At 41.8% G+C, this 22565-nt stretch carries 17 protein-coding genes and 5 tRNA genes; 2 read left to right on the top strand and 20 right to left on the bottom strand.

Annotation, left to right across the window (positions count from 1 at the left end):
• Positions 1–147: 147 nt before the first annotated feature.
• The 8 genes from FW757_RS09090 to FW757_RS09125 form a co-directional block, all read right to left on the bottom strand.
• Positions 148–1338 carry an exo-beta-N-acetylmuramidase NamZ family protein gene (locus FW757_RS09090; RefSeq protein WP_182739906.1) on the bottom strand — a complete coding sequence of 397 codons (1191 nt, stop codon included), beginning with the start codon at positions 1336–1338 and terminating at the stop codon, positions 148–150.
• Positions 1339–2274 (bottom strand): N-acetylmuramic acid 6-phosphate etherase, encoded by a 936-nt coding sequence (gene murQ, locus FW757_RS09095; RefSeq protein ID WP_145240861.1) that lies wholly within the window; start codon positions 2272–2274, stop codon positions 1339–1341.
• Complete coding sequence (locus FW757_RS09100) at positions 2271–3176, bottom strand: BadF/BadG/BcrA/BcrD ATPase family protein (RefSeq protein ID WP_446441132.1); 906 nt, start codon at positions 3174–3176, stop codon at positions 2271–2273. Before FW757_RS09100 ends, murQ begins: the two co-directional genes overlap by 4 nt.
• A 2-nt stretch (positions 3177–3178) precedes the next feature.
• A complete protein-coding gene (locus FW757_RS09105) occupies positions 3179–4765 on the bottom strand; it encodes a sodium:solute symporter (RefSeq protein WP_182718009.1) in 1587 nt (528 codons plus the stop codon).
• Positions 4766–4881: 116 nt separating this feature from the next.
• A complete protein-coding gene (locus tag FW757_RS09110; RefSeq protein WP_145240855.1) occupies positions 4882–5646 on the bottom strand; it encodes a L,D-transpeptidase family protein in 765 nt (254 codons plus the stop codon).
• On the bottom strand, positions 5643–6755 hold the full coding sequence (locus tag FW757_RS09115; protein ID WP_149981738.1) for a dipeptide epimerase: 1113 nt from the start codon (positions 6753–6755) through the stop codon (positions 5643–5645). Before FW757_RS09115 ends, FW757_RS09110 begins: the two co-directional genes overlap by 4 nt.
• A 9-nt stretch (positions 6756–6764) precedes the next feature.
• Entirely contained in the window at positions 6765–8147 is a 1383-nt protein-coding gene (locus tag FW757_RS09120; protein ID WP_446441133.1) for an NlpC/P60 family protein, read from the bottom strand.
• A 53-nt stretch (positions 8148–8200) separates the two neighbouring features.
• On the bottom strand, positions 8201–9538 hold the full coding sequence (locus FW757_RS09125) for a hypothetical protein (RefSeq protein ID WP_182760995.1): 1338 nt from the start codon (positions 9536–9538) through the stop codon (positions 8201–8203).
• 148 nt (positions 9539–9686) lie between these two features.
• On the opposite strand from FW757_RS09125, the gene FW757_RS09130 reads away from it, so the two are divergent.
• Positions 9687–11702, top strand: coding sequence for a TonB-dependent receptor (locus FW757_RS09130; RefSeq protein WP_446441134.1), 2016 nt, complete (start codon positions 9687–9689; stop codon positions 11700–11702).
• Between the two features lie 158 nt (positions 11703–11860).
• Here the strand turns inward: FW757_RS09130 and FW757_RS09135 are convergent, their stop codons facing one another.
• The 12 genes from FW757_RS09135 to xerD all read right to left on the bottom strand — a co-directional run bounded on the left by FW757_RS09135 (position 11861) and on the right by xerD (position 21774).
• On the bottom strand, positions 11861–13228 hold the full coding sequence (locus tag FW757_RS09135; RefSeq protein ID WP_149981742.1) for an alkaline phosphatase PhoX: 1368 nt from the start codon (positions 13226–13228) through the stop codon (positions 11861–11863).
• A gap of 690 nt (positions 13229–13918) precedes the next feature.
• A tRNA-Arg gene (locus FW757_RS09140) sits at positions 13919–13995 on the bottom strand.
• A 134-nt stretch (positions 13996–14129) separates the two neighbouring features.
• Positions 14130–14206, bottom strand: a tRNA-Arg gene (locus FW757_RS09145).
• Between the two features lie 80 nt (positions 14207–14286).
• Positions 14287–14363: transfer RNA gene (locus FW757_RS09150), tRNA-Arg, on the bottom strand.
• A 259-nt stretch (positions 14364–14622) separates the two neighbouring features.
• Positions 14623–14699, bottom strand: a tRNA-Arg gene (locus tag FW757_RS09155).
• A 37-nt stretch (positions 14700–14736) separates the two neighbouring features.
• Positions 14737–14829: transfer RNA gene (locus tag FW757_RS09160), tRNA-Ser, on the bottom strand.
• 129 nt (positions 14830–14958) lie between these two features.
• Positions 14959–15141: a hypothetical protein gene (locus FW757_RS09165; protein ID WP_145240843.1), complete on the bottom strand. Its 183-nt coding sequence runs from the start codon at positions 15139–15141 to the stop codon at positions 14959–14961.
• Positions 15142–15415: 274 nt separating this feature from the next.
• Positions 15416–16951 (bottom strand): lysine--tRNA ligase, encoded by a 1536-nt coding sequence (gene lysS, locus FW757_RS09170; protein WP_145240841.1) that lies wholly within the window; start codon positions 16949–16951, stop codon positions 15416–15418.
• Positions 16952–16977: 26 nt separating this feature from the next.
• Positions 16978–18076, bottom strand: a protein-coding gene (prfB, locus tag FW757_RS09175) for a peptide chain release factor 2 (protein ID WP_145240838.1) whose coding sequence is annotated in 2 segments (ribosomal slippage) — positions 16978–18000 and positions 18002–18076 — 1098 coding nt in all. Because the reading frame shifts where the segments join, the coding sequence is not laid out codon by codon here.
• Positions 18077–18230: 154 nt separating this feature from the next.
• On the bottom strand, positions 18231–19952 hold the full coding sequence (gene recJ / locus FW757_RS09180; protein WP_182740130.1) for a single-stranded-DNA-specific exonuclease RecJ: 1722 nt from the start codon (positions 19950–19952) through the stop codon (positions 18231–18233).
• 75 nt (positions 19953–20027) lie between these two features.
• A complete protein-coding gene (gene dsbC, locus FW757_RS09185; RefSeq protein WP_145240834.1) occupies positions 20028–20756 on the bottom strand; it encodes a bifunctional protein-disulfide isomerase/oxidoreductase DsbC in 729 nt (242 codons plus the stop codon).
• A gap of 64 nt (positions 20757–20820) precedes the next feature.
• A complete protein-coding gene (gene xerD, locus FW757_RS09190; protein WP_220491296.1) occupies positions 20821–21774 on the bottom strand; it encodes a site-specific tyrosine recombinase XerD in 954 nt (317 codons plus the stop codon).
• Between the two features lie 80 nt (positions 21775–21854).
• Between xerD and fldB the strand changes: the two genes are divergently transcribed.
• Positions 21855–22376, top strand: coding sequence for a flavodoxin FldB (gene fldB / locus FW757_RS09195; protein WP_149981789.1), 522 nt, complete (start codon positions 21855–21857; stop codon positions 22374–22376).
• Positions 22377–22565: the final 189 nt, after the last annotated feature.

Consider the following 22565-nt stretch of genomic DNA (forward strand, 5'->3'; position numbering starts at 1 on the left):
GCTACAAATACCCCCACTAATTGTAGTGGTTCATTTATGGAGACTATTTTTACTGTTTTGAGATTGACGCTAAAACAAGACAACATTAATTGAAAACTAAAAACGCAGCCTAAGCTGCGTTTTAAAGTTTTATAAATAAAAATAGTCTTATTGATATAACAAATATGCTGCGCGTTGCTGTTTAAAGCGAGCTAGATCTTGTTGCCAGCTTTGTTTGATTTGCTGCTCTGTTTGGCCGGCTTCGATAGCTAAGCGCAGCTTATCAGTGCCTGCAAGTTTATCCATAAAGCCAGCACGTTCAAAGAACGTTTGCTCGTTTTGCGTAAAAGTTTTGTAGGCTGTAATAAATAAACTTAAATCTAGTCCTTTGATTGTACTGTCGCGTAAATCAAGACCTTGCACCTCTATCCCTTTAAATTTAGGGTTCATTGATGCTCCCTCAATAGCGCGCGGAGTAAAACTAAACTCCCCTAACGCAATCGGTGAATAACCTATCACTTGAAATGGAAAGTCTGTACCACGGCCAATTGTAATTGGTGTTGCTTCAAAAAAGCATAATGATGGATACAACGCAATTGACTGATCATTTGGTAAATTAGGGCTTGGCTGAACAGGTAAACTATACGTCATATCGCGGCGATAATGCGCCACAGGAACAACCGTCAAGTTTAGTGACGAAGCTTTATTTATCCACCCTTCACCTTTGATCATTTTTGCCAGCTCACCCACTGTCATACCATGTAATACAGGAATTTCATGCATGCCAACGAAAGACTGAAATTTTAAATCTAAAACTGGCCCATCAACATAAGCAATATTCGGGTTTGGCCTATCAAGTACAATAAAACCAATGTTATTCTCAGCAGCAGCTTCCATCATGTAATGCATTGAGCTGATATAAGTGTAAAAACGCACACCAACATCTTGAATATCAAAAATAATCACGTCTAATTTGCTTAATACAGTGGTATCTGGCTTTTTATTACTGCCGTAAATAGACACCACATCAATACCGGTCTTTGTATCCACCGTACTTTTTACATGCGCGCCGGCATCGTGGTCGCCACGAAAACCATGTTCAGGGGCAAATATTTTAGTAACATTCACGCCTTTATCACGCAGTAAGTCGACTATATGGGTGTCATTAACTTGTGAAGTTTGATTAACGACTAAGCCAACTCGTTTGCCCTCAAGTTGTGGTAGGTACTGCTGATATTGTAAAGCGCCAACACTTAAATTTACTTGCGGTGTATCAGTTAAGATTGCATCGTCAGTGCTGTTGTGGGCGCATGCGCTCAAAATTAGGCATTGTAATATAACCAATAATCTAATTAACATTTATAGTTCCACCGCTTTTCGTAAAAAACCATCCGCTTGGGTTAACATTTGCTCAGCTTGGGCGGCATCTTTGCCTGTTAAGATGATTAAAATAGCCAATTTAGCACTTTGTTTTGCTTGGGCAAGCGCATCGACTCCTTGCTGATGAGTGCAATCGGTTGCTTGCATTACGATGCGGATCGCACGAGCATGCAGCTTTTCATTGCTGGCATTCACATCAACCATCAAGTTTTTATAGACTTTACCGGTGCGGATCATACTGGCTGTGCTGAGCATATTTAATACTAACTTTTGTGCAGTACCCGATTTCATACGTGTTGAACCAGTTACCGCTTCAGCGCCAACTACCGGGCAAATACCAATATCAGGTAGTTTCATTACCGCGGAGTTAGGATTACAGGTTACTCCAACGGTGATACATCCTATTGATTTTGCATACTCAATGGCTGCTCGCACATAAGGTGTACGGCCACTAGCGGCAATCCCTACCACGACATCTTTAGCTTGTAGATTAACGGCTTTAAGATCTTCTACGCCTAATTTTAAGCTATCTTCGGCACCTTCAACTGCTTTTTTAAAAGCCGTTTCGCCACCAGCAATTATTCCCATTACTTGTTGATCGCTGACACTGTAAGTTGGCGCGCATTCCACAGCATCTAAAATACCTAAGCGACCACTGGTGCCGGCACCAATATAAATTAAACGACCGCCTTGCTTAAATGCCGTTACAATATGATCGACCGCTTTGGCTATCTCTGGGATCACTAACTTTACAGCAGCGGCAACTTTTTGATCTTCCAAATTTATTTTGGTTAAAATTTCGCGACTATCGAGTAAATCTATATCCAACGTATCTAAATTTTGTCCTTCTGACACAATCCCGTTCAGCTCTTCTAAAAGTGCACGCTGCTGATTAAAATTAGACTCAGGGCTCATTGTGTAATCCTTGTGTATTCAATTTGTTTAATGCGGTCGCTGGCTAAAATCACCGCACCGGCTAACGAATCCCCTTGCCGGGGAGATAAATTCAGTTGTGTATTTTCATTTAATAATGCAATAGTTACGTCCGCTAAACCGCCAATAATTATGACTGGTAACTGGCTCTGACCACGACATTTTTCAATCAATCTCTCGACTTGTCGAACATGCTCACTAAGCACCGTATCGGCTATTATACACTGTGTTTTTAAACTAAAGATTAAAGGGCTAAAACGCGCATAATCTAACGCTTTGGCCTTCATTAACCAACTTGATATTTGTTCTCGCTCACGGCCAACTTGTTCACTCAGCTGTTGCGTTAGCAGGCTTTTAGGTTGCTCAAAGCGGTCTATTTCATCTAACAAGCATTGCACAGCACTTAACCCTAGGCGCGCACCACCGCCAAAATCATCAACAGAAAAACCCCAGCCGCCAATTAATTTTGTTTCTCCATCAGCGGATAATCTTGCTGCTACAGCGCCCGTTCCTAACGCTAACATTGCAACTGGCTGACCTAGATTTGCACCATATAATGAAGTGATTGCATCGCTAACAATACTCAATTGCGCAAATTTAATATCGCAGTCTAGCTGTAAGCTTGCAGTTACTCGCTCAGCCAACACTTTAGACGAGCCGCCCGCAAGTCCCATTACCGCCAAAATTTGGCTATGCTTAGCGCCACTTTGTGCACATACGCTAGTGATCACTTGCTGTAAACTAGTAAGCGCCGTATTAAAATCGTTATAAACTGAGGCTGCACCAGCCTGCGCAGTAAGTTCTTCAGCGCTATGTAAATTCACTAATTTCGCCAGCGTTTTGGTACCCCCGCCATCAATAGCTAGTATATAGTCAATGTTCATGCCTATTGGGCTCCTACAGCTGACTGGCCGCGCTGGGCAAGTTGAGGTTTACCTAAACAACACACTAGAGTCGACAACGCAGTACCAATACATAACTGCCAAGTAAAGCCTAAATAGAAGCGATCTGCTGCCGGCAATAACCAATCAATGATGTATGGTTGCATGAATAAAGTGATCATAAAGCCGACAATTAACGCCGCCAATACTGAGCCTTCACTGCCACGTTTAGTAAATAGTGTTGTAAAATACACGCCCAGTAAACCACTGTACGAAAACACCATGACACTCAGCGCAAACTTAAGAAGCGGCATATCACTGTATTGCTGCCAGAAATAACAAACTATGGCCATTAATGCTAATGATAGGCTCACAACCGCCATGCCAATACGCCCGGCTTTAACAAAATGGTTATCGGCAACTTGCTTATTTTTAGCTGCTAAATAAGGTCGATATAAATCTTGTACAATGACCGACGACATCGAGCTTAAACCGGAGTTTAATGTTGAAATGGCCGCGGCAATGATACCGACGCTAACTAAACCTTTAACACCAGCAGGAGCCTCATTAAGTACGTAGTACATAAAAATAGTGATTTTTTCACCATTAAATTCTTGTACGACTTGCGCACCGTCACTGTTCATTAATGCTGGCTGCTGATAAACGATATAAAGTAATAAACCAATAAAGATAAATACCAACATCACGGGAATAACCATCACGATAGAAAGTAGTAATGCTTTACTGCCTTCTTTGTCACTCTTACACGTCAGTAGACGCTGTGTCATATCTTGATCAAGACCAAAGGCGGCAATGTTAAGTAATACAAAGCCGGTTAATACCGACGCCATATTGAACACCCCACTTGGGCCAAAATCTAAATCAAATTTGAAAATCGCCAGCTTTGAATCAGCACCGGGGGTTGGCTCATTTAAGGTTGCTAAAATAGTTGAAAAATCAGCGGGGATCAGTACCAACAAACACCAGATAACGGCAATCGCAGCACTGACATATACGACACTTTGCAGCACATCAGAATAAATTACACTGCGAATACCACCAAATACGGTATACAACAAACCCGCAAGTGCTAATAGCAAAGTCGCTATAATCACACTTTCTGCGGCTATATTACCGTATAAAATCATCGCTACTGCAATCGCGGCCATATATAGACGTGCGCCACTGGCGAACACTCGGCCAAATAAATACATTAAGCCGCTGCGGCGTTTAGCTTTTGGCCCTATGCGCTTTTCAAGCAGTTCATAAACGGTGTACACTTTTTGTTGATAAAACTTAGGGATCAGAAAAATAGAAACAATAAATGCAGCTATGAATGCGCCAATGTTCGTCGCTAAATACGATAAATCACCTTGATAACCCTGATCAGGTCCACCAATAAAAGTGGCAGCAGACTGTGAAGTAGCTAATACCGAAATAGCCACCATCCAGGTCGGCATACTATTACCGCCTAAAAAGAAGTCTTTACTTGAGTTGGCGCGCTTACGGTTAAACCACCAACCACTGAGTAATAAAATTGCTCCGTAGCTTGCGAATACGAGCCAATCAAGCAAGGTGTATTGTGCACTCATTTATTATCCCAATTTCAAACCAATTAATGGAATATATTATTCCATTAAATTAATAAAAAGAAAACAATTTTATTATTTACTTTGTAAAGCCACGCGATCGCGTGGCTGTACACGTATTATTTAATCGCTGGTAACTTCCAAAGCAATTGTTTTTGTTGATATTGTTCGCTAGGTAAGCTCACTAACAATGGTTTTTTCTGTTCATCTAACCAAGCTAACAAGGTATCCATATTCTGCTCAGTCATTGCAGTACAACCGGCAGTTGGTTTATTTTCTGCGCGCCATAAATGCATAAAGATACAACTGCCTGCACCATCAACATTTTGACTATTGTGCTTAACCACTAAGCCTTTTTTGTAAAGGTTATCTTGGCTGTAAATATCACGGCGCATCCACTCAGACGAGTCTTTGACAGCAGCCTCTCCTACCACTGACTTATTAACTAGCTGGTTATAAAATGGCGAACCTTTGACATCAACACAATAGTCGTCAGCAGTCATGCCTTGGTAGGTCATATTGGTTTTTAATGAATCTAAATAACCAAACGCGGTGCCGAGTTCAAAAATACCAGCGGGAGCTTTACCATCGCCTTCTTGTTTTTGTTCGCCCGCTTGAGCTGGGTGTAAACCAATACCCCACGCAAGACCGGTGCGCCCAAGTACCACACTGTGACCTTGGCCTTGTTGTTGCCATTGTCCTGCAACACGCTCAAATCGATACAATTGTGCGGCAATGGCTTGCCAATCATCTGCAACCACCACCACTAACTGTTGGCTTTGCTGTGGGATAACTGCAGCACTTGCAGCTGCTGATGTACTTGCACTATTTGCACAGCCGCTGAGGGCTGCAGTGGTGATTAATGTTATTATTATTTTTTTCATAACGGCCAAATTCCATCGTTTATCGGTTGTAATGTGTCGATACTTTTAATCCCCAAGCCAGGACCATCACTTAACGTGATCGCTGGGCCATTAAATTCCACACCGCCTTGCACCGGATCATATTGTCCAAGCGCTGGACCGTCTAAGTCTATTTTACTGATCTGCTGGGCTTTTGCAGACGCTAAATGCGCAGCACCTGCAACGGCAATACTGCCTTCTAACATGCAACCGATCATACAATCAGCTTGATACTGTGCAGTAATATTGGCAATTTCAATAGCACGACTTAAGCCACCCGTTTTCATGACTTTGATATTGATAATATCAACAGCATTTTGCTCTAATAATTGAATTACTTGCTTGGGCGAAAAGGCACTTTCGTCAGCCATGATCGGCGTATTTACCCGCTCAGTAATATACTTTAAACCTTTAAAATCATCACTTTTCACTGGCTGTTCAACAAGTTCTAATTCAACATTGTGGCTTTCTAATTGCCGTAAAGCAAACACCGTTTGTTTAGCATTCCAGCCCTGATTTACATCCAAACGAATTTGCGTTTGCTGGCCAAAACCTTGATAAATCGCCTTCACTCGTTCGATATCTTGCTGTAAATCATTGCCAATTTTTACTTTTAAAATATCAAAACCTTGCGCTACAGCCACAGCACAATCACTGAGCATTTTATCAATATTATCAACGCTAATAGTGATATCAGTTCGTAATGTTTGACTACCACCGCCGAGCAATTTATACAGCGGCGCTTGATATAATTTACCCCACAAGTCATACACAGCCAGCTCGAGTGCGGCTTTAGCGCTGTAATTTGCCACCACACTTGATTGGATCACTTGGCAAATTTGATTGAGGTTTTCGATTTCCATACCAATTAGTTTTGGCGCTATAAATTGTTTAATAACGCTAAGGATACTTTGGTGAGTATCGCCGGTTATTACTGGCGTAGACGCCGCAGCACCATAGCCAATTTCGCCTTTATCGGTTTCAATTAACACCACTAAGTCTTCAATATAGCTCACTTCACGCAGCGCTGTTTTGAACGGCGTAACTAATGGCACTTTAAGTTTGGCAAAACGTATCGCCGTAATCTTCATTTTTAACTCCTAGCGAATACGCTTAATATTATAAGTACGGTCTAAATAGCTCTGAGTTTGCGATAAACGCAGTGGCAATAAAGGCGTTACCGATACCCCATTAAGTGAACTTGAATAAAAACTACCATCAGCCTTGTTATAACCCAACCCTTTAACATCATGGATCACATACGGTTGACCGTCTTGTTCACCTAAGTACATCATTACATGGCCTGGTATATAAATTAAATCGCCCACTTGCATGTTATTAACTACCGCTAATTTATCGCTTTCATTGCTGGTTTTATCAAAACGGTGATTAGTACCATACTCCCCCTTCCCCTGCTGACCTGAATTACGCGGCATTAATAGACCAAATGATTTATATATTTCGCCAACAAAACCAGTGCAGTCACGGCCATTATAGTCGTGTCCCCAACCGTAGCGTTCGCCTAAAAATTTAAACCCTTGTTTTATTAAATGCTGTTGGGTGTAAGGTAAATACCCTAAATGCACATCACTGCTGCGACTGATCAAGGCAGGCTTAATAACTAACTGACCTTGTTCCCCGCGGGTTGGCAGTTGCACAACATAATTAGCGTAGGTGTTTTGGCCATTTAATAAATGAGGGGTTTTATCTGCCGGCATTAAAGGCAGACGAACGCCCATGTCCAATTGCACTTGCGATGTAGTGGCATCATTAGGCACGTAAGCAGTATTTACTTTTGCGCCAGTTATCAATAAAAAGTCATCGTTATTTTTAAATTCACGAAGTGTGCTTTTATTCGATATCGCAATATCAGCTTTGGGCGCCCATGCTAGATAGTTATAAGCGCGCACAAGTAACCATTTCTTATCGGCACTTTCATGCAAAATAGCCACTGTATCACCGGGGAACAATCCGCTTTCTTGAAAACGATCTAAGTCATTATCTAAGCCACTATTTAATACTCGGTCCGACGTTGGAAAAGTACGCAGGACTGAGCGCTTTACCACCATGGCATAACTAACTTGATTATTATCTGTCACAGCGTCTAAATTCAAATTGGCTAGATATTTTGCAAAATGCTTATTACTTAATGCCACGCCATTAGGGTAAAAACGCGGGATTTTTGGTACCGCACTAATACTGAGTATATATGCCTTTAACTGCTCACGAGTTAGCTGAGAGGCAAAATCGAGTGGATCGACAATATGTTCATTGTCAGCAATCAATTGTTTATTAAATGCCGCGATTTGCGCTGCACTCATCAGAGTTTTATCTGTCACTTGGCTTAACCAGTGCTGCGGGGTTAATTGAGATTGAGTGACCCCGATGACATCTGATTGCCACGTGTTAGCCGCCGCAATGACGGGTGCCATGGTAATAATACTTGCTAATGAAATACTCAGGGCGATAAATGTATGTCGCATTCGTGGGTTCCCTATTATCAATTTGCTTGGTAAGTCGTGCTGTGTGCTACTTATTATTGCTTTTGCGGTATCAGTAACTGTTTAAATGCATGCGTAAAATTAGCCTGCATTTTTAAGCCAACCACGGCTAAATTTTTTTCACTTGCACCTGGCACACTATTTTGTGCCGCTAAGGTAAATTCGCGTCCACCTTGAATAAACGGTAAGTAAACATGAGCCAACATGACAGTTTCTGTGGTTGAGCGTGTTTCGCTTGGACCCCAACCTATTTTTTGCCAAACTCGCCATTGCCCCTGCGTTAACTCGTCTAAAATTTGTTTTGCTGGGCGAGTATCGTCTGGTGCAAGCGCTTGCGCTAAAGAGTCAGTGATCATTTGACTGAGCCCTTGCATCATACCACCCACTTTAGCGGTTTTATCCGTATTGCCGGTGCCATTAAATAGTACATCAATGTCTTGTGCTTGTAGTAAAGGCTGCTGAGTTAAGGGCTCTCGAGTGTGGCTTGCTAAACGTTTTAACCACTCAGCTTGAGCCAAAGTTGTCATGGCTTTATTACCGGTTAAACCACAGCCATCACACCGGTAGTCTAAATAAGCAGGATCATCGGTATTAACAGTAAAATAAGCGATATTGCTAGCAATAACATCACTATCAGTACTTTGCCAACGAATCGTGCTAGGAGTAAAAATCTCTGTAGCATAAGCACCTTTAAACATAATGCGAGAATCATTAAGCTTTAGCCAATTATCTGCAAATAAATTACTTAAATAATCACGCCCAGCAACATTAATAAAGTAGCTCGCTATTGCATTAGAGTTTCCATCAGCGCTGCCAAAATGCTCGTAGCTATTAATACTAGTGATCAAATCAGCAACATTGCTATCACCTATTAGCGCATGTGCACCAAGCTCTGGGTTTATTTGCCGTACTTTTGCAATTGCACCGCTAAAAGCTTGAATTTTAGATGAACTCCATGGCTCATATAAATCATTCTGGGTACCATTTGCTAAATAACGATACGCTAGTTGGTTACCTTGCTGTTGGTAATCAATTACTAACAACTTACCCTGCGATGTCGGAATATCAAAATAGTGCCAATCTGCTGCCACGCGTTGCTGCCACCCTAACTGACTATAATTAACCTGCGCCGCCGTTTTATAGTGCGATTGCGCAACACGATTAGCAACTAAATGCGCCTGCATAGGAATATTTGTTAAATCAGCCGGTAAGACAGGCGCAGCCAACATCACCTGTTGATAGAACGTCTTATGTTGCTCTTGTAACGATACAACAGTCTCTTGCTGTGGCTGACTCTGACAGCCAAAAAGCCCAGTTACTAAGCTCACACTGAAAACATTCAGCCCCGCTTTTTTCAGTTTCATTACAATCAAAATTAAATTCCTTATGATTTTTATTTTTGGAATATTTTATTGAAAATAACATATTTTCCACAGCAAGCAAATATTTGCATCCGATTAACATCTTAAAACGTACTAGTATTAAATATAAACATTTCGATCTATTTATAAGGAAATGATAATGCGCACTTTTTTAATTCTATCTGGTAGCTTGTTTTGCTCTACCAATGTACTTGCAAACATTGAAGAAATTACCATATACGGACACCGCACGGGACTTATTGGTGAGGCTATTAGTGCATCAAGTGGCGTAATTGGCCAAGGTGAAATAGAAAACCGTCCAATGTTACGTAGCGCAGAAATGCTAGAACTGATCCCAGGTATGGCCGTCACACAGCACAGCGGCTCAGGTAAAGCTAATCAATATTTTATTCGCGGTTTTAATCTCGATCATGGTACTGACTTTGCCACCAGCATTGATGGTATGCCAATTAATATGCGCAGCCATGGGCATGGTCAAGGCTACACCGACCTTAACTTTATTATTCCTGAAACAATTTCGACTATAGATTATCAAAAAGGTGCGTATGGCGCCGCTCAAGGTGACTTTTCGACCGCTGGCAGTGCTGAATTTAATCTAGCTGATAATCCAAAACATCAACAACTTGACTTTACAATTGGCGAAGACAATTACCAGAGAGTGATGGCATTAGGCTCAATTGGGATTGCTAACGGGAAAATTATTATTGCCGGTGAGTGGCAAGGTTATGATGGCCCTTGGCAAGATATCAATGAAGATGTAGATAAAAAAAATGCCCTAGTACGCTATGTAGGTAAAGCATGGGATGGCGATTTATCTGTCACGGCAATGGCTTATGACAACAGCTGGAATTCCGCAGATCAAATTCCACAACGTGCAGTTGAACAAAGTATTATCAGTGCGCTAGGTTCACTCGATACGACCGTAGGCGGCAGCTCTAGTCGCTATAGTTTATCGGCAAATTGGCAAGGCCAGCACATTAAAGCCAATGCCTATGTGATCAACTACGACATGGACTTGTTTTCTAACTTCTCTTACTTTTTAAATGATCCTATTAATGGCGATCAGTTCCAACAAGTCGATAGCCGGACAATTAGTGGTGGCGCACTGAGTTATCAATTTGCTGATACTCTTGCAGATATGCTAATCCAGCATACAGTTGGTGTGGAATATCGCCGCGATGATATTGATCAAGTTGGTTTATACAATACCAAGCAGCGCCAACGCTTAAGTACTGTGCGTGAAGATGCTGTAGACGAAGCCAGCTACTCAGCCTATTGGCAATCACAAGTAAATTTAAGCCAAGCACTCGAAGCCACATTTGGTGTGCGTTATGATTACTTTGACGCAGATGTTGATAGCAATAACAGTATTAATTCAGGCAGTGCAGATGATGATTTGGTTAGCTTTAAAGCCAGCTTAAATTACCTGTTTAATGACAACCTAGCCGGTTATGCCAACTGGGGGCAGTCGTATCATTCAAATGATACGCGTGGAGCGACTATTAAACAAGATCCGGTGACACTTGAGTCTGCTGATAAGGTTGATTTACTGGTGCAAAGCAATGGCGCAGAGCTGGGTTTACGCTACTTTGATCACCAACGGTTTAATTTATCAGCGGCATTATGGTGGCTAAGCTTAGATTCTGAATTATTATTTGTGGGTGATGCGGGTAACACTGAAGCCAGTGATGCATCAAAACGCTACGGTTTAGAGCTCAGTGCGTATTATTGGCTTAATGATGCCTTGAGTTTAGACGCCGAGGCCTCATTTACACATTCACGCTTAGATATCGATTCAAATGACGATCGAATTGAAGGTGCAGTGCCTGTGGTTGCCAGTACTGGCATTAATTGGCATATTACCCAGCAGTGGCAGTCTTCACTGCGCGTACGCCACATTGGCAAACGGATACTCAGTAGTGATGGCGATAAACGCTCAGAGCCGCTTACAGTCATTAATGGTTTAGTAAGTTATCAACAAACGCATTGGAAAGTGGGCCTTGAGCTATTAAATATATTTGATAGTACGGATCACGATATTGACTACTTTTACACGTCACGCTTAGCTGGTGAAGCTATTGAAGGCGTTGAAGATAATCACTTCCACCCGATTGAGCCGCGTACCCTGCGCCTAAACTTCAGCCTGTTATTTTAGTTTGGTTATTGTTATTAATAATTGAGCTAAATACTTTGCTGATCCGGTTTATACTTTAAGGTATGAAGCGGATCAGCAAGGCTGCATTTTAAATTAACTCACTTAGCACTACTAAATAGCCATAGTGCACTTGTATATAAGCATTAAATAATCACCAGTTAGCCTTTAAAACTCTGCCATGGTCCTGTGATCGCTAATGTTTTTGTTGGTGAATACACATTAACAAATAAGGTGTTGCCATCAGCAGAAAAACAAGCTCCCGCCAACTCGGTTTGCGCTGTTAAGCGGGCAAAATTATATACATCACCACTAGGTGTTACGCCACGTAAATGGTTATCTACCACGTCGGTATACTGATCTTCACAAACGATCAAGTGCCCGTTAGGTGCAACAGTGAGATTATCACCAAAGTTAAATAACGACTTATCTGTGCTTTCTACAAATAGTTGAACGTGTCCTGGAGCTAGATGCTCTTTATCTGTTCCTTCAAATGCTGATGGTTGATACTTCATCACTTGACCAAGCTGCTTTTGACCACCATTAGTGCAACAAAAATAAAGTTCTTTTTCACCCCAATGTATCCCTTCACCACGAGCGAAAAGTGCAGCGCCTTGTTTGTGGCCGCGTATTCTTAAATCGTCTTTTGGACTTTCAGGTTGCGCCAAATCAACCCATTCAACGGCCATATTGTGTTGTAAAGGCATTACCCCTGTAACCCAATTACGAGTATCAAACTGTGGCTGTGCTTTAATCATCATAGCTTGAAGTTTACCTCCTTTACTCAACTTACCGTATTCATTAGGAATAAAACGATAAAATAAACTATCGCCTTTATCTTCTGTCAGATAAACAATACCGGTTGTTGGATCAACAGCAGCTGCTTCGTGGTTAAACCGCCCCATTGCCTTGAGAGGCTCAGGGTTTACTAGTCCTTTAGCGTTGGCTGGTATCTCAAAAATATAACCGTGATCTTGATTAAAGCCATCCGCTTTAGTCAGAACAGTCTCTTCGCAAGTAAGCCAACTACCCCATGGGGTAATACCACCTGCACAATTGCGGATCGTGCCAGTGAGTGACAAATATTCTTGCTCTTTTTTACCGGTTTTTAAATTATAAATAATATGACTTGTGCCTCCTGGCAAAGCAACACCTTGCGCAGTAGTGTCATAAGCAAATGACGTTTTATGCGTTTGTAAGCTAACATCTGCTTTTGCTAAATCAGTTGGTTTTAATTCATGGTTTCTGACTAATGCAACCCGCTCATCATCAAGGGCAATACAGCCCATACCATCGGCTTTATCTGGCACTGTAAAGCCATCATCCATTTTATCACCCAGTTTTGATATAACTTGATAGCTAAACCCTGCTGGTAAATCGAGTAACTTGTTAGGATCAGTCACTAACGGACCATAGGCACTTAAATGCTCACTCACGTCAAGAAATGGTACTTTGCCAAAAGTACTACGAGAAAGCCCCATAAAAGCGAGTGTACCGGCACTAATAATAAATTGTCTTCTTGAGATCATCGTAAAACTCATAGTGTGATAAAATAACAGGCATATGATAAATGAAATTATCCTATAAAAACGGCCTCCATAAAAAGTTCATACAATTGTCATATCTCAAAGCAAACCTCATTGACACTTGATCTATTAAATTTCAGGCATAAAAAAACCGACTCTCGTCGGTTATCTTCTATTAACTTTAATAGTAATAGAAAGTGGTGGGCGCAGGACGTATCTTCAAAGAGTGAACCTCCGACCACTCGGTTGGTGGTTTCAACTTTAAAAAGCGCGTGATAAACCCGAGCCTACAGCAAATTTCAGGCATAAAAAAACCGACTCTCGTCGGTTATCTTCTATTAACTTTAATAGTAATAGAAAGTGGTGAGCGCAGGACGTATCTTCAAAGAGTGAACCTTCGACCGATCGGTTGGTGGTTTCAACTTTAAAAAGCGCGGGATAAACCCGAGCCTACAGCAAATTTCAGGCATAAAAAAACCGACTCTCGTCGGTTATCTTCTATTAACTTTAATAGTAATAGAAAGTGGTGAGTGCAGGACGTATCTTCAAAGAGTGAACCTTCGACCACTCGGTTGGTGGTTTCAACTTTAAAAAGCGCGGGATAAACCCGAGCCTACAGCAAATTTCAGGCATAAAAAAACCGACTCTCGTCGGTTGATACTTTCTTACATCCTTCTGTAAATGTATAGAAAGTGGTGGGCGCAGGAGGATTCGAACCTCCGACCGCTCGGTTCGTAGCCGAGTACTCTATCCAGCTGAGCTATGCGCCCACATTCTATTTTGATTTTAAAGTCTTACTTTGACTGACGCATTAAGCTAATTAATAACAAAGCTTATTACGGATTTTAAAGATAAAAAAACCGACCATGTGTCGGGCTCTTTATAAATTAACACTAATAGAAAGTGGTGGGCGCAGGAGGATTCGAACCTCCGACCGCTCGGTTCGTAGCCGAGTACTCTATCCAGCTGAGCTATGCGCCCACATTCTATTTTGATTTTAATGCCTTATCTGACATATTAGTATGCAATAACTAATATAACTCTCAGTAGTAAATAAAAAGTGGTGGGCGCAGGAGGATTCGAACCTCCGACCGCTCGGTTCGTAGCCGAGTACTCTATCCAGCTGAGCTATGCGCCCACTTTTTTATACTCTAATTCGAGTTTCTTACTAATAAGTAAATTATGGTGGGCGCAGGACGTATCTTCAAAGAGTGAACCTCCGACCGCTTGGTTTACTAAACCAATCACTTTTACTTGCTTATTTAAACTCTAAGCAGAGTGTGTAAAAGATGGTGGGCGCAGGACGTATCTTCAAAGAGTGAACCTCCGACCGCTTGGTTTACTAAACCAATCACTTTTACTTGCTTATTTAAACTCTAAGCAGAGTGTGTAAAGGATGGTGGGCGCAGGAGGATTCGAACCTCCGACCGCTCGGTTCGTAGCCGAGTACTCTATCCAGCTGAGCTATGCGCCCATTCTTTACTTTACAAGATAACCATTTATAAAATAAATGGCGGAGAAGGAGGGATTCGAACCCTCGATAGAGCTACAAACCCTATACTCCCTTAGCAGGGGAGCGCCTTCGGCCACTCGGCCACCTCTCCGTCTTGTGGGGCGTATAATAAAGATTTCAGAAAATATGTCAAACACTTTTCTTGTTTAAAGTAACTGTATGGTTAGAGAACACCCATAACAGCCAAAAAAGAGTCAACTTTGTTTAATCGTTAATCAAATTAAGAGGTTTTAATATCAGCGGATACACCGAGAACAGGCACTAATTCGTCAGTTAATTGTTCGAGATATTGATCTTGGTAGCCTAATTGCTGAAATTCAGCAATACATGCTCGATAATAGGTTTCTCTTTGTAATTCAATACTGAGTACTTCAGAGGGTGAATCAGGTTTATTATCTTTCATATAAAATCCGTTTATATAAGCCCTTTAGATTGACGCGAGTTTAAAAAACCATGCTTTATGCTGTTTTTTCAGTCAATAGTTTAGCTAAATTTAGAAATAATGCTCGTTCATTTTGATGATTTTATATAATTAATTTTTATTTTCACATAATTCAATACGTTAAAATTAAAATTTTATTATTGCCAGTATAATTTCCATTGACGGGACCCGCTACAGACACAAAAACGCCGCTATTAAAGCGGCGTTTATAATATCAACTTAATCTAACATAGCATTAGTCAGCTTGTGGGCGCATATGCGGGAACAAGATAACATCTTTAATTGTTGATGAGTCAGTAAATAGCATCACTAAACGGTCGATACCAATCCCCTCACCTGCCGTAGGCGGAAGGCCATACTCTAGCGCGCGAATGTAATCTTCGTCGTAGTGCATTGCTTCATCATCGCCGGCGTCTTTTTCTTCCACTTGGCGAGTAAAGCGCTCAGCTTGATCTTGTGCATCATTAAGCTCAGAGAAACCATTTGCAAGCTCACGGCCACCAACAAAGAATTCAAAACGGTCAGTAACAAATGGGTTTTCATCGTTACGACGAGCAAGTGGTGATACTTCCCACGGGTAACCGGTGATGAAAGTAGGTTGAATAAGCATGTGCTCTGCTGTTTCTTCAAATATTTCACATAAGAACTTACCTGGGCCCCACACACAATTTTCAGGAATTTTAACGTGCACTTGCTTTGCGTACGCTTTTAATTCGTCAAAGTGATTTTCTGGATCATTGAATACTGCAGCATTAAACTCAGGATTATATTTTAAAATCGCATCCGCCATACTTAAACGGGTAAACGGTTGGCCAAAGTCATACTCTACTGAGTCAACCACTTCGCCGTTCTCGTTTTTAGTCGTATTAACAACGATTGGGCTACCCAATACGTTAGTCGCAACAGTACGCAACATGTCTTCGGTGATGTTCATCAGGTCAATGTAATCAGCGTAGGCTTGGTAGAATTCGATCATAGTGAATTCTGGGTTGTGACGCGTTGATAACCCTTCGTTACGGAAGTTACGGTTAATTTCAAATACACGGTCAAAACCACCTACTACTAAACGTTTTAAGTAAAGCTCTGGTGCAATACGTAAGTACATATCGATATCAAGTGCATTGTGATGAGTCACGAATGGACGCGCAGATGCACCACCAGGGATAACCTGTAGCATTGGCGTTTCAACTTCCATAAAGTCACGATCTGCTAAGAAGCGACGAATACCTTCAACTACTTGTGAACGAATACGGAACGTTTCACGGGTTGCTTCATTAGTGATCAAATCAACATAACGTTGGCGGTATTTAGTTTCTTGATCAGATAAGCCATGGAATTTTTCAGGAAGTGGACGTAGTGACTTAGTCAGTAATTGATACTCTGTCATTTCTACGTATAAATCGCCTTTACCTGATTTATTAAGCGCGCCTTTAACACCAATGATATCGCCAGTGTCTAATTGACCGTATTTTTCTTTCAGATCTTTTTGGACATCTTTTGATGCATACGCTTGCACACGACCTTTCATGTCTTGAATTACAAAGAATGGTCCGCGTTTAGCTAGGATACGACCCGCGATAGACACAACGTGGTTAAGCTCTACTAATTCTTCTTTACTCTTATCACCAAACTCGGCCTGTAAGTCTGCCGTGTAATGCTCACGACGGAATTGATTTGGATGACCGTTAGCAGGGCAATTGGCGCGAATAGCGTCTAATTTGCCACGACGCTCAGCGATTAACTTATTTTCGTCTTGGATTTGATCAGTCATTTTTTAGCTCTTTTTTAGCTTGGTGGTTATAGGCCAGATTTTAAGCTGGCTTCAATAAATTTATCTAAATTGCCGTCAAGTACCGATTGGGTATTACGGTTTTCAACGCCGGTACGTAAATCTTTAATGCGCGCATCATCAAGTACGTATGAACGTATTTGACTGCCCCAGCCGATGTCAGATTTGGCATCTTCTTGGGTTTGCTTTTCAGCATTTTGCTGCTGTAGCTCAAGCTCAAATAACTTCGCTTTTAACTGCTTCATCGCTTGTGCTTTATTTTTATGTTGAGAGCGTTCGTTCTGACACTGCACTACCGTATTTGTCGGTACGTGGGTAATACGTACCGCAGATTCTGTGGTATTTACGTGCTGACCACCCGCGCCTGATGCACGGTATACGTCGATACGTAAATCAGCCGGATTAATATCAATCTCAATATTATCGTCAACTTCTGGATAAACAAATGCAGAAGCAAACGAGGTATGACGACGGCCACTTGAATCAAATGGGCTTTTACGTACTAAACGATGAACCCCAGTTTCTGTACGTAACCAGCCATACGCGTATTCACCAACAAAGCGCACGGTTGCGCCTTTAATACCGGCAACATCACCGTCAGTGGCCTCTACCAGTTCAACTTTAAAGCCTTTGGCTTCACCCCAGCGTAAATACATGCGTAATAACATGTTACACCAGTCTTGAGCTTCTGTACCGCCTGAGCCTGATTGTAAATCAAGGTAAGCATCATTTGCGTCATGTGCGCCAGAGAACATGCGACGAAATTCTAAACCTTCAAGCTGTTCGTTTAAGTCTGTCAGTTCGCTTTGTGCTTCATTGAAGGTCTCTTCATCTTCTGCTTCAACTGCAAGTTCAAGCAACCCTTCAACATCGTCAGTACCAGTTACTAGATTATCGATAGTTTCAACAACCGCTTCTAATGCTGACTTTTCACGACCTAGTGCTTGTGCTCGCTCGGGCTCATTCCATACGGCTGAATCTTCAAGTTCGGCGTTAACTTCTTCTAAACGTTCTTGTTTAAGAGCGTAGTCAAAGGTACCCCCGAAGCAGTTCAGTACGTTCGCGAATTTCCTTGATTTGATTAATCACAGGATTCACTTCAAACATGTACATTACTCCAAAATGGCTGGTTTACGCGGCTAATCGCCAGGTAAAATTATGCTAATAATTATTTAAATTTTGCTTTAAATAATAAAACGCCCGATTTTAACAAAAAACCGTGCGTTTTATTAGTACTTTATGCATCGATAATAGATATTTTTTAAGCTACTTTTTGCAGCTCACGGACAATTAACTGTAATGAAAATTTACCTCTAAACTCATTGATATCGAGCTGATAGGCCAATTTCACCAAGCGCGCTTCAGTATCAGGCCACTCGCGCACATCAATACCGAAGGCAATAGCATCAACCAAACGCCCTGAACGGTGTTTTAATACCAGCTTTAAGTGCTTTTCACCAACAATGCGCTGCTGTACGAGTTCAAAAGTGTGTTCAAACACGGGTTCTGGAAATTGCTGCCCCCATGGCCCTGCTTGTTTGAGTACATTTGCAAACTCCATGCTAAAGCAGTCATCAGCAAGCTCGCCATCGGTTAAGATAATACAGCGTTTATGCTCTTCACTTAACTGCCCACTTACCGCCTGCTCAAACTCACGTTTAAACTCACTAAAGTGCTGCTCATTAATGCTCAGACCGGCCGCCATAGCATGACCACCAAATTTACTGATCAAATGTGGATGCAAGGTATTTAAGCGCTCAAGCAAGTCACGCATGTGCAAGCCTTCAATCGAGCGGCAAGAGCCCTTTATTTCACCGTTGTCGCCACCAGCAAAAATTACTGTTGGGCGGTGGTATTTCTCTTTTAAACGTCCCGCTAAAATACCGATCACACCTTGATGCCAGTCTTCTTGATATAAACAGATAGCATCCGGTGTTTGCTCATCGCTAAAAGCGAGCTTATCTAGCACGGCTTGTGCTTCAAGTTGCATGCCCTGCTCTATCTCTCGACGCTCATGGTTTAAACTATCCAGCTCAGCGGCTATGCGTCGCGCTTGATTGATATCAGTAGCTAGTAAGCAAGCTATGCCTAAACTCATATCATCTAAACGTCCTGCGGCATTTAAGCGTGGTGCAAGCGAAAAACCAAAATCACTGGCGCTTAAACGCGCTGCGTTACGATTAGCGACCTCAATCAGCGCTGTAATACCTGGGCGTGTTTTGCCGCTACGAATTCGCGCTAGACCTTGGTGAACTAAGGTGCGATTATTGGCATCCAGTGCCACCACATCAGCAACCGTACCTAGCGCTACAATATCAAGCAGATCGGCTAAGTTAGGCGGTGGTTGCTGCGCAAAATGACCAACATCACGCAATGCACTTCTAAGCGCAATCAATAAATAAAATGCAACCCCGACTCCTGCGATTGATTTTGATGGAAACTCACAATCATGGCGATTAGGGTTAACGATAGCGTCAGCATTGGGTAGTTGTTCGCCTTGCAAGTGGTGATCGGTAACCAGCACTTTAATGCCCGCGGCTTTTACAATTGCGATGCCAGCAATACAGGAAATACCATTATCAACAGTGATCACTAGATCTGGTGCCATAGTGACTATTTGCTCGGCCAACGCGGGACTTAAACCATAGCCTAAGCTGAATCTGTCTGGCACTAAATAGTCTAAATGAACAAAACCAAACATCGCTAAGCCTTGCATTAAGGTAGCGGTGCTGGTTGCGCCATCGGCATCAAAATCACCCACGATCAGCACTTTACTTTGCGCTCGCAGAGCATGTTGAAGTAAAGCGGTGGCTTTATCTATGTCTTTAAATAATTTGAAGTCATGTAAAGTGGCTGCGCTATTATTTAGCTCATCGGCATGATTAACTTGGCGGCTAGCATAAATTTGTTTAATAACAGGGTGCAAATGACTTGGCAGGTGTGAATCATCATGATGATCACGAGCAACAATTAATTTTTTCATGCAGGCGCGGTACTTTTAGATTAAGGAATAAAGACAAAAAAAGGCCTTAACGGCCTTTTTATAAAAAGCATAATACTATGACGATTTATTAGCGTCTAACGCAGCAGCTAATGCGGCCGCAGGCTGATAACCTGGGATCATCGTACCATCTTCTAAAATAATTGCTGGTGTACCGCTAATGCCAAAACTTTGGCCAAGCTGATAATGTTCTGCAACTGGGGCATGACAACCGGCCATTACTTTTGTATCAGCGCCCGATTTTGCTGCTGTCATTGCTTCTTGTTGATCTTTAGCACACCAAACATTCATTAGATCTGCATAGCCTGAGCCTTGTAAACCACCACGTGGAAACGCTAAATACTTAACGGTAATACCCGCTTCAAGTAAATCATCAAGCTCGCGGTGTAACTTACGGCAATAACCACAGCTAATATCAGTAAACACAGTTATGCTATGTTTCTCATTTTTAGCTTTGTAAACAATCATTGAGTCTTCGTATTGCGCTAGGCCTTCTTTACGAACGCCATTAAGCGCTTGCTCGGTTAGATTGTTACGGTTATTTAAATCAATCAAGGTGCCTTGCATTAAGTATTGACCATCTGCGCTTGCATACAGCACGCCTTTATCAGTGATCAACTCTTTTAAACCGGCCACTGGGCTTGGGCTAATTTGCTTAACAGTAACACCTAGCTCTGCAAACTTAGTCACGATTGGATCGTTGGCATCAGGAATGGCTGCAACGCCATTGGCAAACGCACTTATACTGGTGCCTAATATCGCACCGGCTAATACTAACTTTTTCATAATGTTCTCTTATATCCTGATAATTCTTAACTACTCAGACCGCCGAAGTACGAAAAAATTCTCACTAAGCGCGCGGATGATGTTGTTGATGTACCAATTTTAACCGTTCATTAGCTACATGGGTATAAATTTGTGTGGTTGATAAATCACTATGCCCTAACATCATCTGTACAACCCTTAGGTCAGCACCATGATTTAGTAAGTGTGTTGCGAACGCATGGCGCAACGTATGGGGCGATAAAGGCGATTCAACTGCTGCCAAAATAGCATAGTGTTTAATACGATGCCAAAAAGTTTGTCGAGTCATACCGACTCCACGCTTTGACGGAAACACAAAATCAGTGGCATGTTTGATCATTTGCGCGCGCCCCACTTTTAAAAATTGCTCGAGCCAATACATAGCCTCTTCGCCAAGCGGCACCAAACGCTCTTTATTACCTTTACCTTTAACAAACACCACTGCTTGGCGCAAATTAATTTGTTCAATACGCAACCCAACTAACTCGCTAACCCGTAAACCCGTTGCATATAATAGCTCTAACATAGCTTTGTCTCGCAAGCCCATCGGCTCTTCAACATTAGGCGCCGCCAAAAGTGCTTCTACTTCATTTTCTGACAACGTTTTCGGCAATGATAGGCCCGCTTTAGGCTGAGCAATATTTACCATTGGCGAATCAGTAATGTGTTTTTCACGTACAAAGTATTGGTAAAAGCGCTTTAACGCGCTAATACTGCGCGCCGTACTGCGAGGCTTTAAACCTAAATCAACACGATGCGCTAAATAGCTTTCAATATCTTGGCCACTCACGGTGAGCAAATCTTGACCTTTTAAAAAGTGGCAAAATTTATCCAAGTCGCTGCGATACGCAGATAAAGTGTTATCGCTTACGTGTTGTTCTAAATAGAGGTTATCTAAAAAAGATTCAAGATAATCGCTATTACCGAGTAGTTCGTCGTGATCTGTAATGGCTGAGTCTAATGACTCATGATCAGGTAACGTGGTCACAGTTATTCTCATAGTTATCAAGGTATCAATTAATAATACCTTACGGTAAACTTCAGCCTATCATATCAGGCAAATACACAGTGATAAATACGATGCAAATTGGTTTATTTTATGGTTCTACCACATGCTATACAGAAATAGCAGCAGAAAAAATTCGCGATATTATCGGTCAAGACATTGTCAGCCTGCATAACATCAAAGATGAACCATTAAAAAATGCAGAAAATTACGACTTTATCATCTTTGGTATCTCCACATGGGATTTTGGCGAGTTACAAGAAGATTGGGAGTCGATTTGGGACGACATTAAAGATGTTGATCTCAATGGCAAAACCATCGCTTTATTTGGCATGGGCGATCAACAAGGTTATGGTCAATGGTTTCAAGATGCACTTGGTATGTTACATGATGAAATAAGTAGCCAACAATATACTTTATTAGGATTGTGGCCGAACGACAGCACGTATGAGTTTGAAGCCTCTAAGGCACTCACCGAAGATGGCAAACACTTCGTTGGTTTAGCCCTTGATGAAGACAGCCAATACGAACACAGTGATGAGCGTATCGCTAACTGGGTTGAACAGATCATGACTGAGTACAGCGAGACATTATAAATCTCGCTGCGTAACACTGATAAGCGCAACAACGAATAGCTAAATTTACGGTTTAACAATGGCCTTATATGTTTCACCGATTAATCAATACATAGTTTATTTTCTATGTAACAAATGATAACGAATCATCTATGACTTATAGATATAATGCGCGGCTTTATGCCGCGCATGTAAAAAGTATTGCCTAGC

Source organism: Pseudoalteromonas sp. 1181_04 (genome assembly GCF_052850545.1).

Coding starts and splice junctions, on each gene's coding strand:
- recJ (WP_182740130.1), bottom strand. CDS start 19,952: ATGAAAAAATTAATTGTTGCTCGTGATCATCATGATGATTCACACCTG.
- murQ (WP_145240861.1), bottom strand. CDS start 2,274: ATGAGCCCTGAGTCTAATTTTAATCAGCAGCGTGCACTTTTAGAAGAG.
- FW757_RS09105 (WP_182718009.1), bottom strand. CDS start 4,765: ATGAGTGCACAATACACCTTGCTTGATTGGCTCGTATTCGCAAGCTAC.
- FW757_RS09135 (WP_149981742.1), bottom strand. CDS start 13,228: ATGATCTCAAGAAGACAATTTATTATTAGTGCCGGTACACTCGCTTTT.
- fldB (WP_149981789.1), top strand. CDS start 21,855: ATGCAAATTGGTTTATTTTATGGTTCTACCACATGCTATACAGAAATA.
- FW757_RS09165 (WP_145240843.1), bottom strand. CDS start 15,141: ATGAAAGATAATAAACCTGATTCACCCTCTGAAGTACTCAGTATTGAA.
- lysS (WP_145240841.1), bottom strand. CDS start 16,951: ATGACTGATCAAATCCAAGACGAAAATAAGTTAATCGCTGAGCGTCGT.
- FW757_RS09110 (WP_145240855.1), bottom strand. CDS start 5,646: ATGAAAAAAATAATAATAACATTAATCACCACTGCAGCCCTCAGCGGC.
- FW757_RS09100 (WP_446441132.1), bottom strand. CDS start 3,176: ATGAACATTGACTATATACTAGCTATTGATGGCGGGGGTACCAAAACG.
- dsbC (WP_145240834.1), bottom strand. CDS start 20,756: ATGAAAAAGTTAGTATTAGCCGGTGCGATATTAGGCACCAGTATAAGT.
- xerD (WP_220491296.1), bottom strand. CDS start 21,774: ATGAGAATAACTGTGACCACGTTACCTGATCATGAGTCATTAGACTCA.
- FW757_RS09090 (WP_182739906.1), bottom strand. CDS start 1,338: ATGTTAATTAGATTATTGGTTATATTACAATGCCTAATTTTGAGCGCA.
- FW757_RS09115 (WP_149981738.1), bottom strand. CDS start 6,755: ATGAAGATTACGGCGATACGTTTTGCCAAACTTAAAGTGCCATTAGTT.
- FW757_RS09130 (WP_446441134.1), top strand. CDS start 9,687: ATGCGCACTTTTTTAATTCTATCTGGTAGCTTGTTTTGCTCTACCAAT.
- FW757_RS09120 (WP_446441133.1), bottom strand. CDS start 8,147: ATGCGACATACATTTATCGCCCTGAGTATTTCATTAGCAAGTATTATT.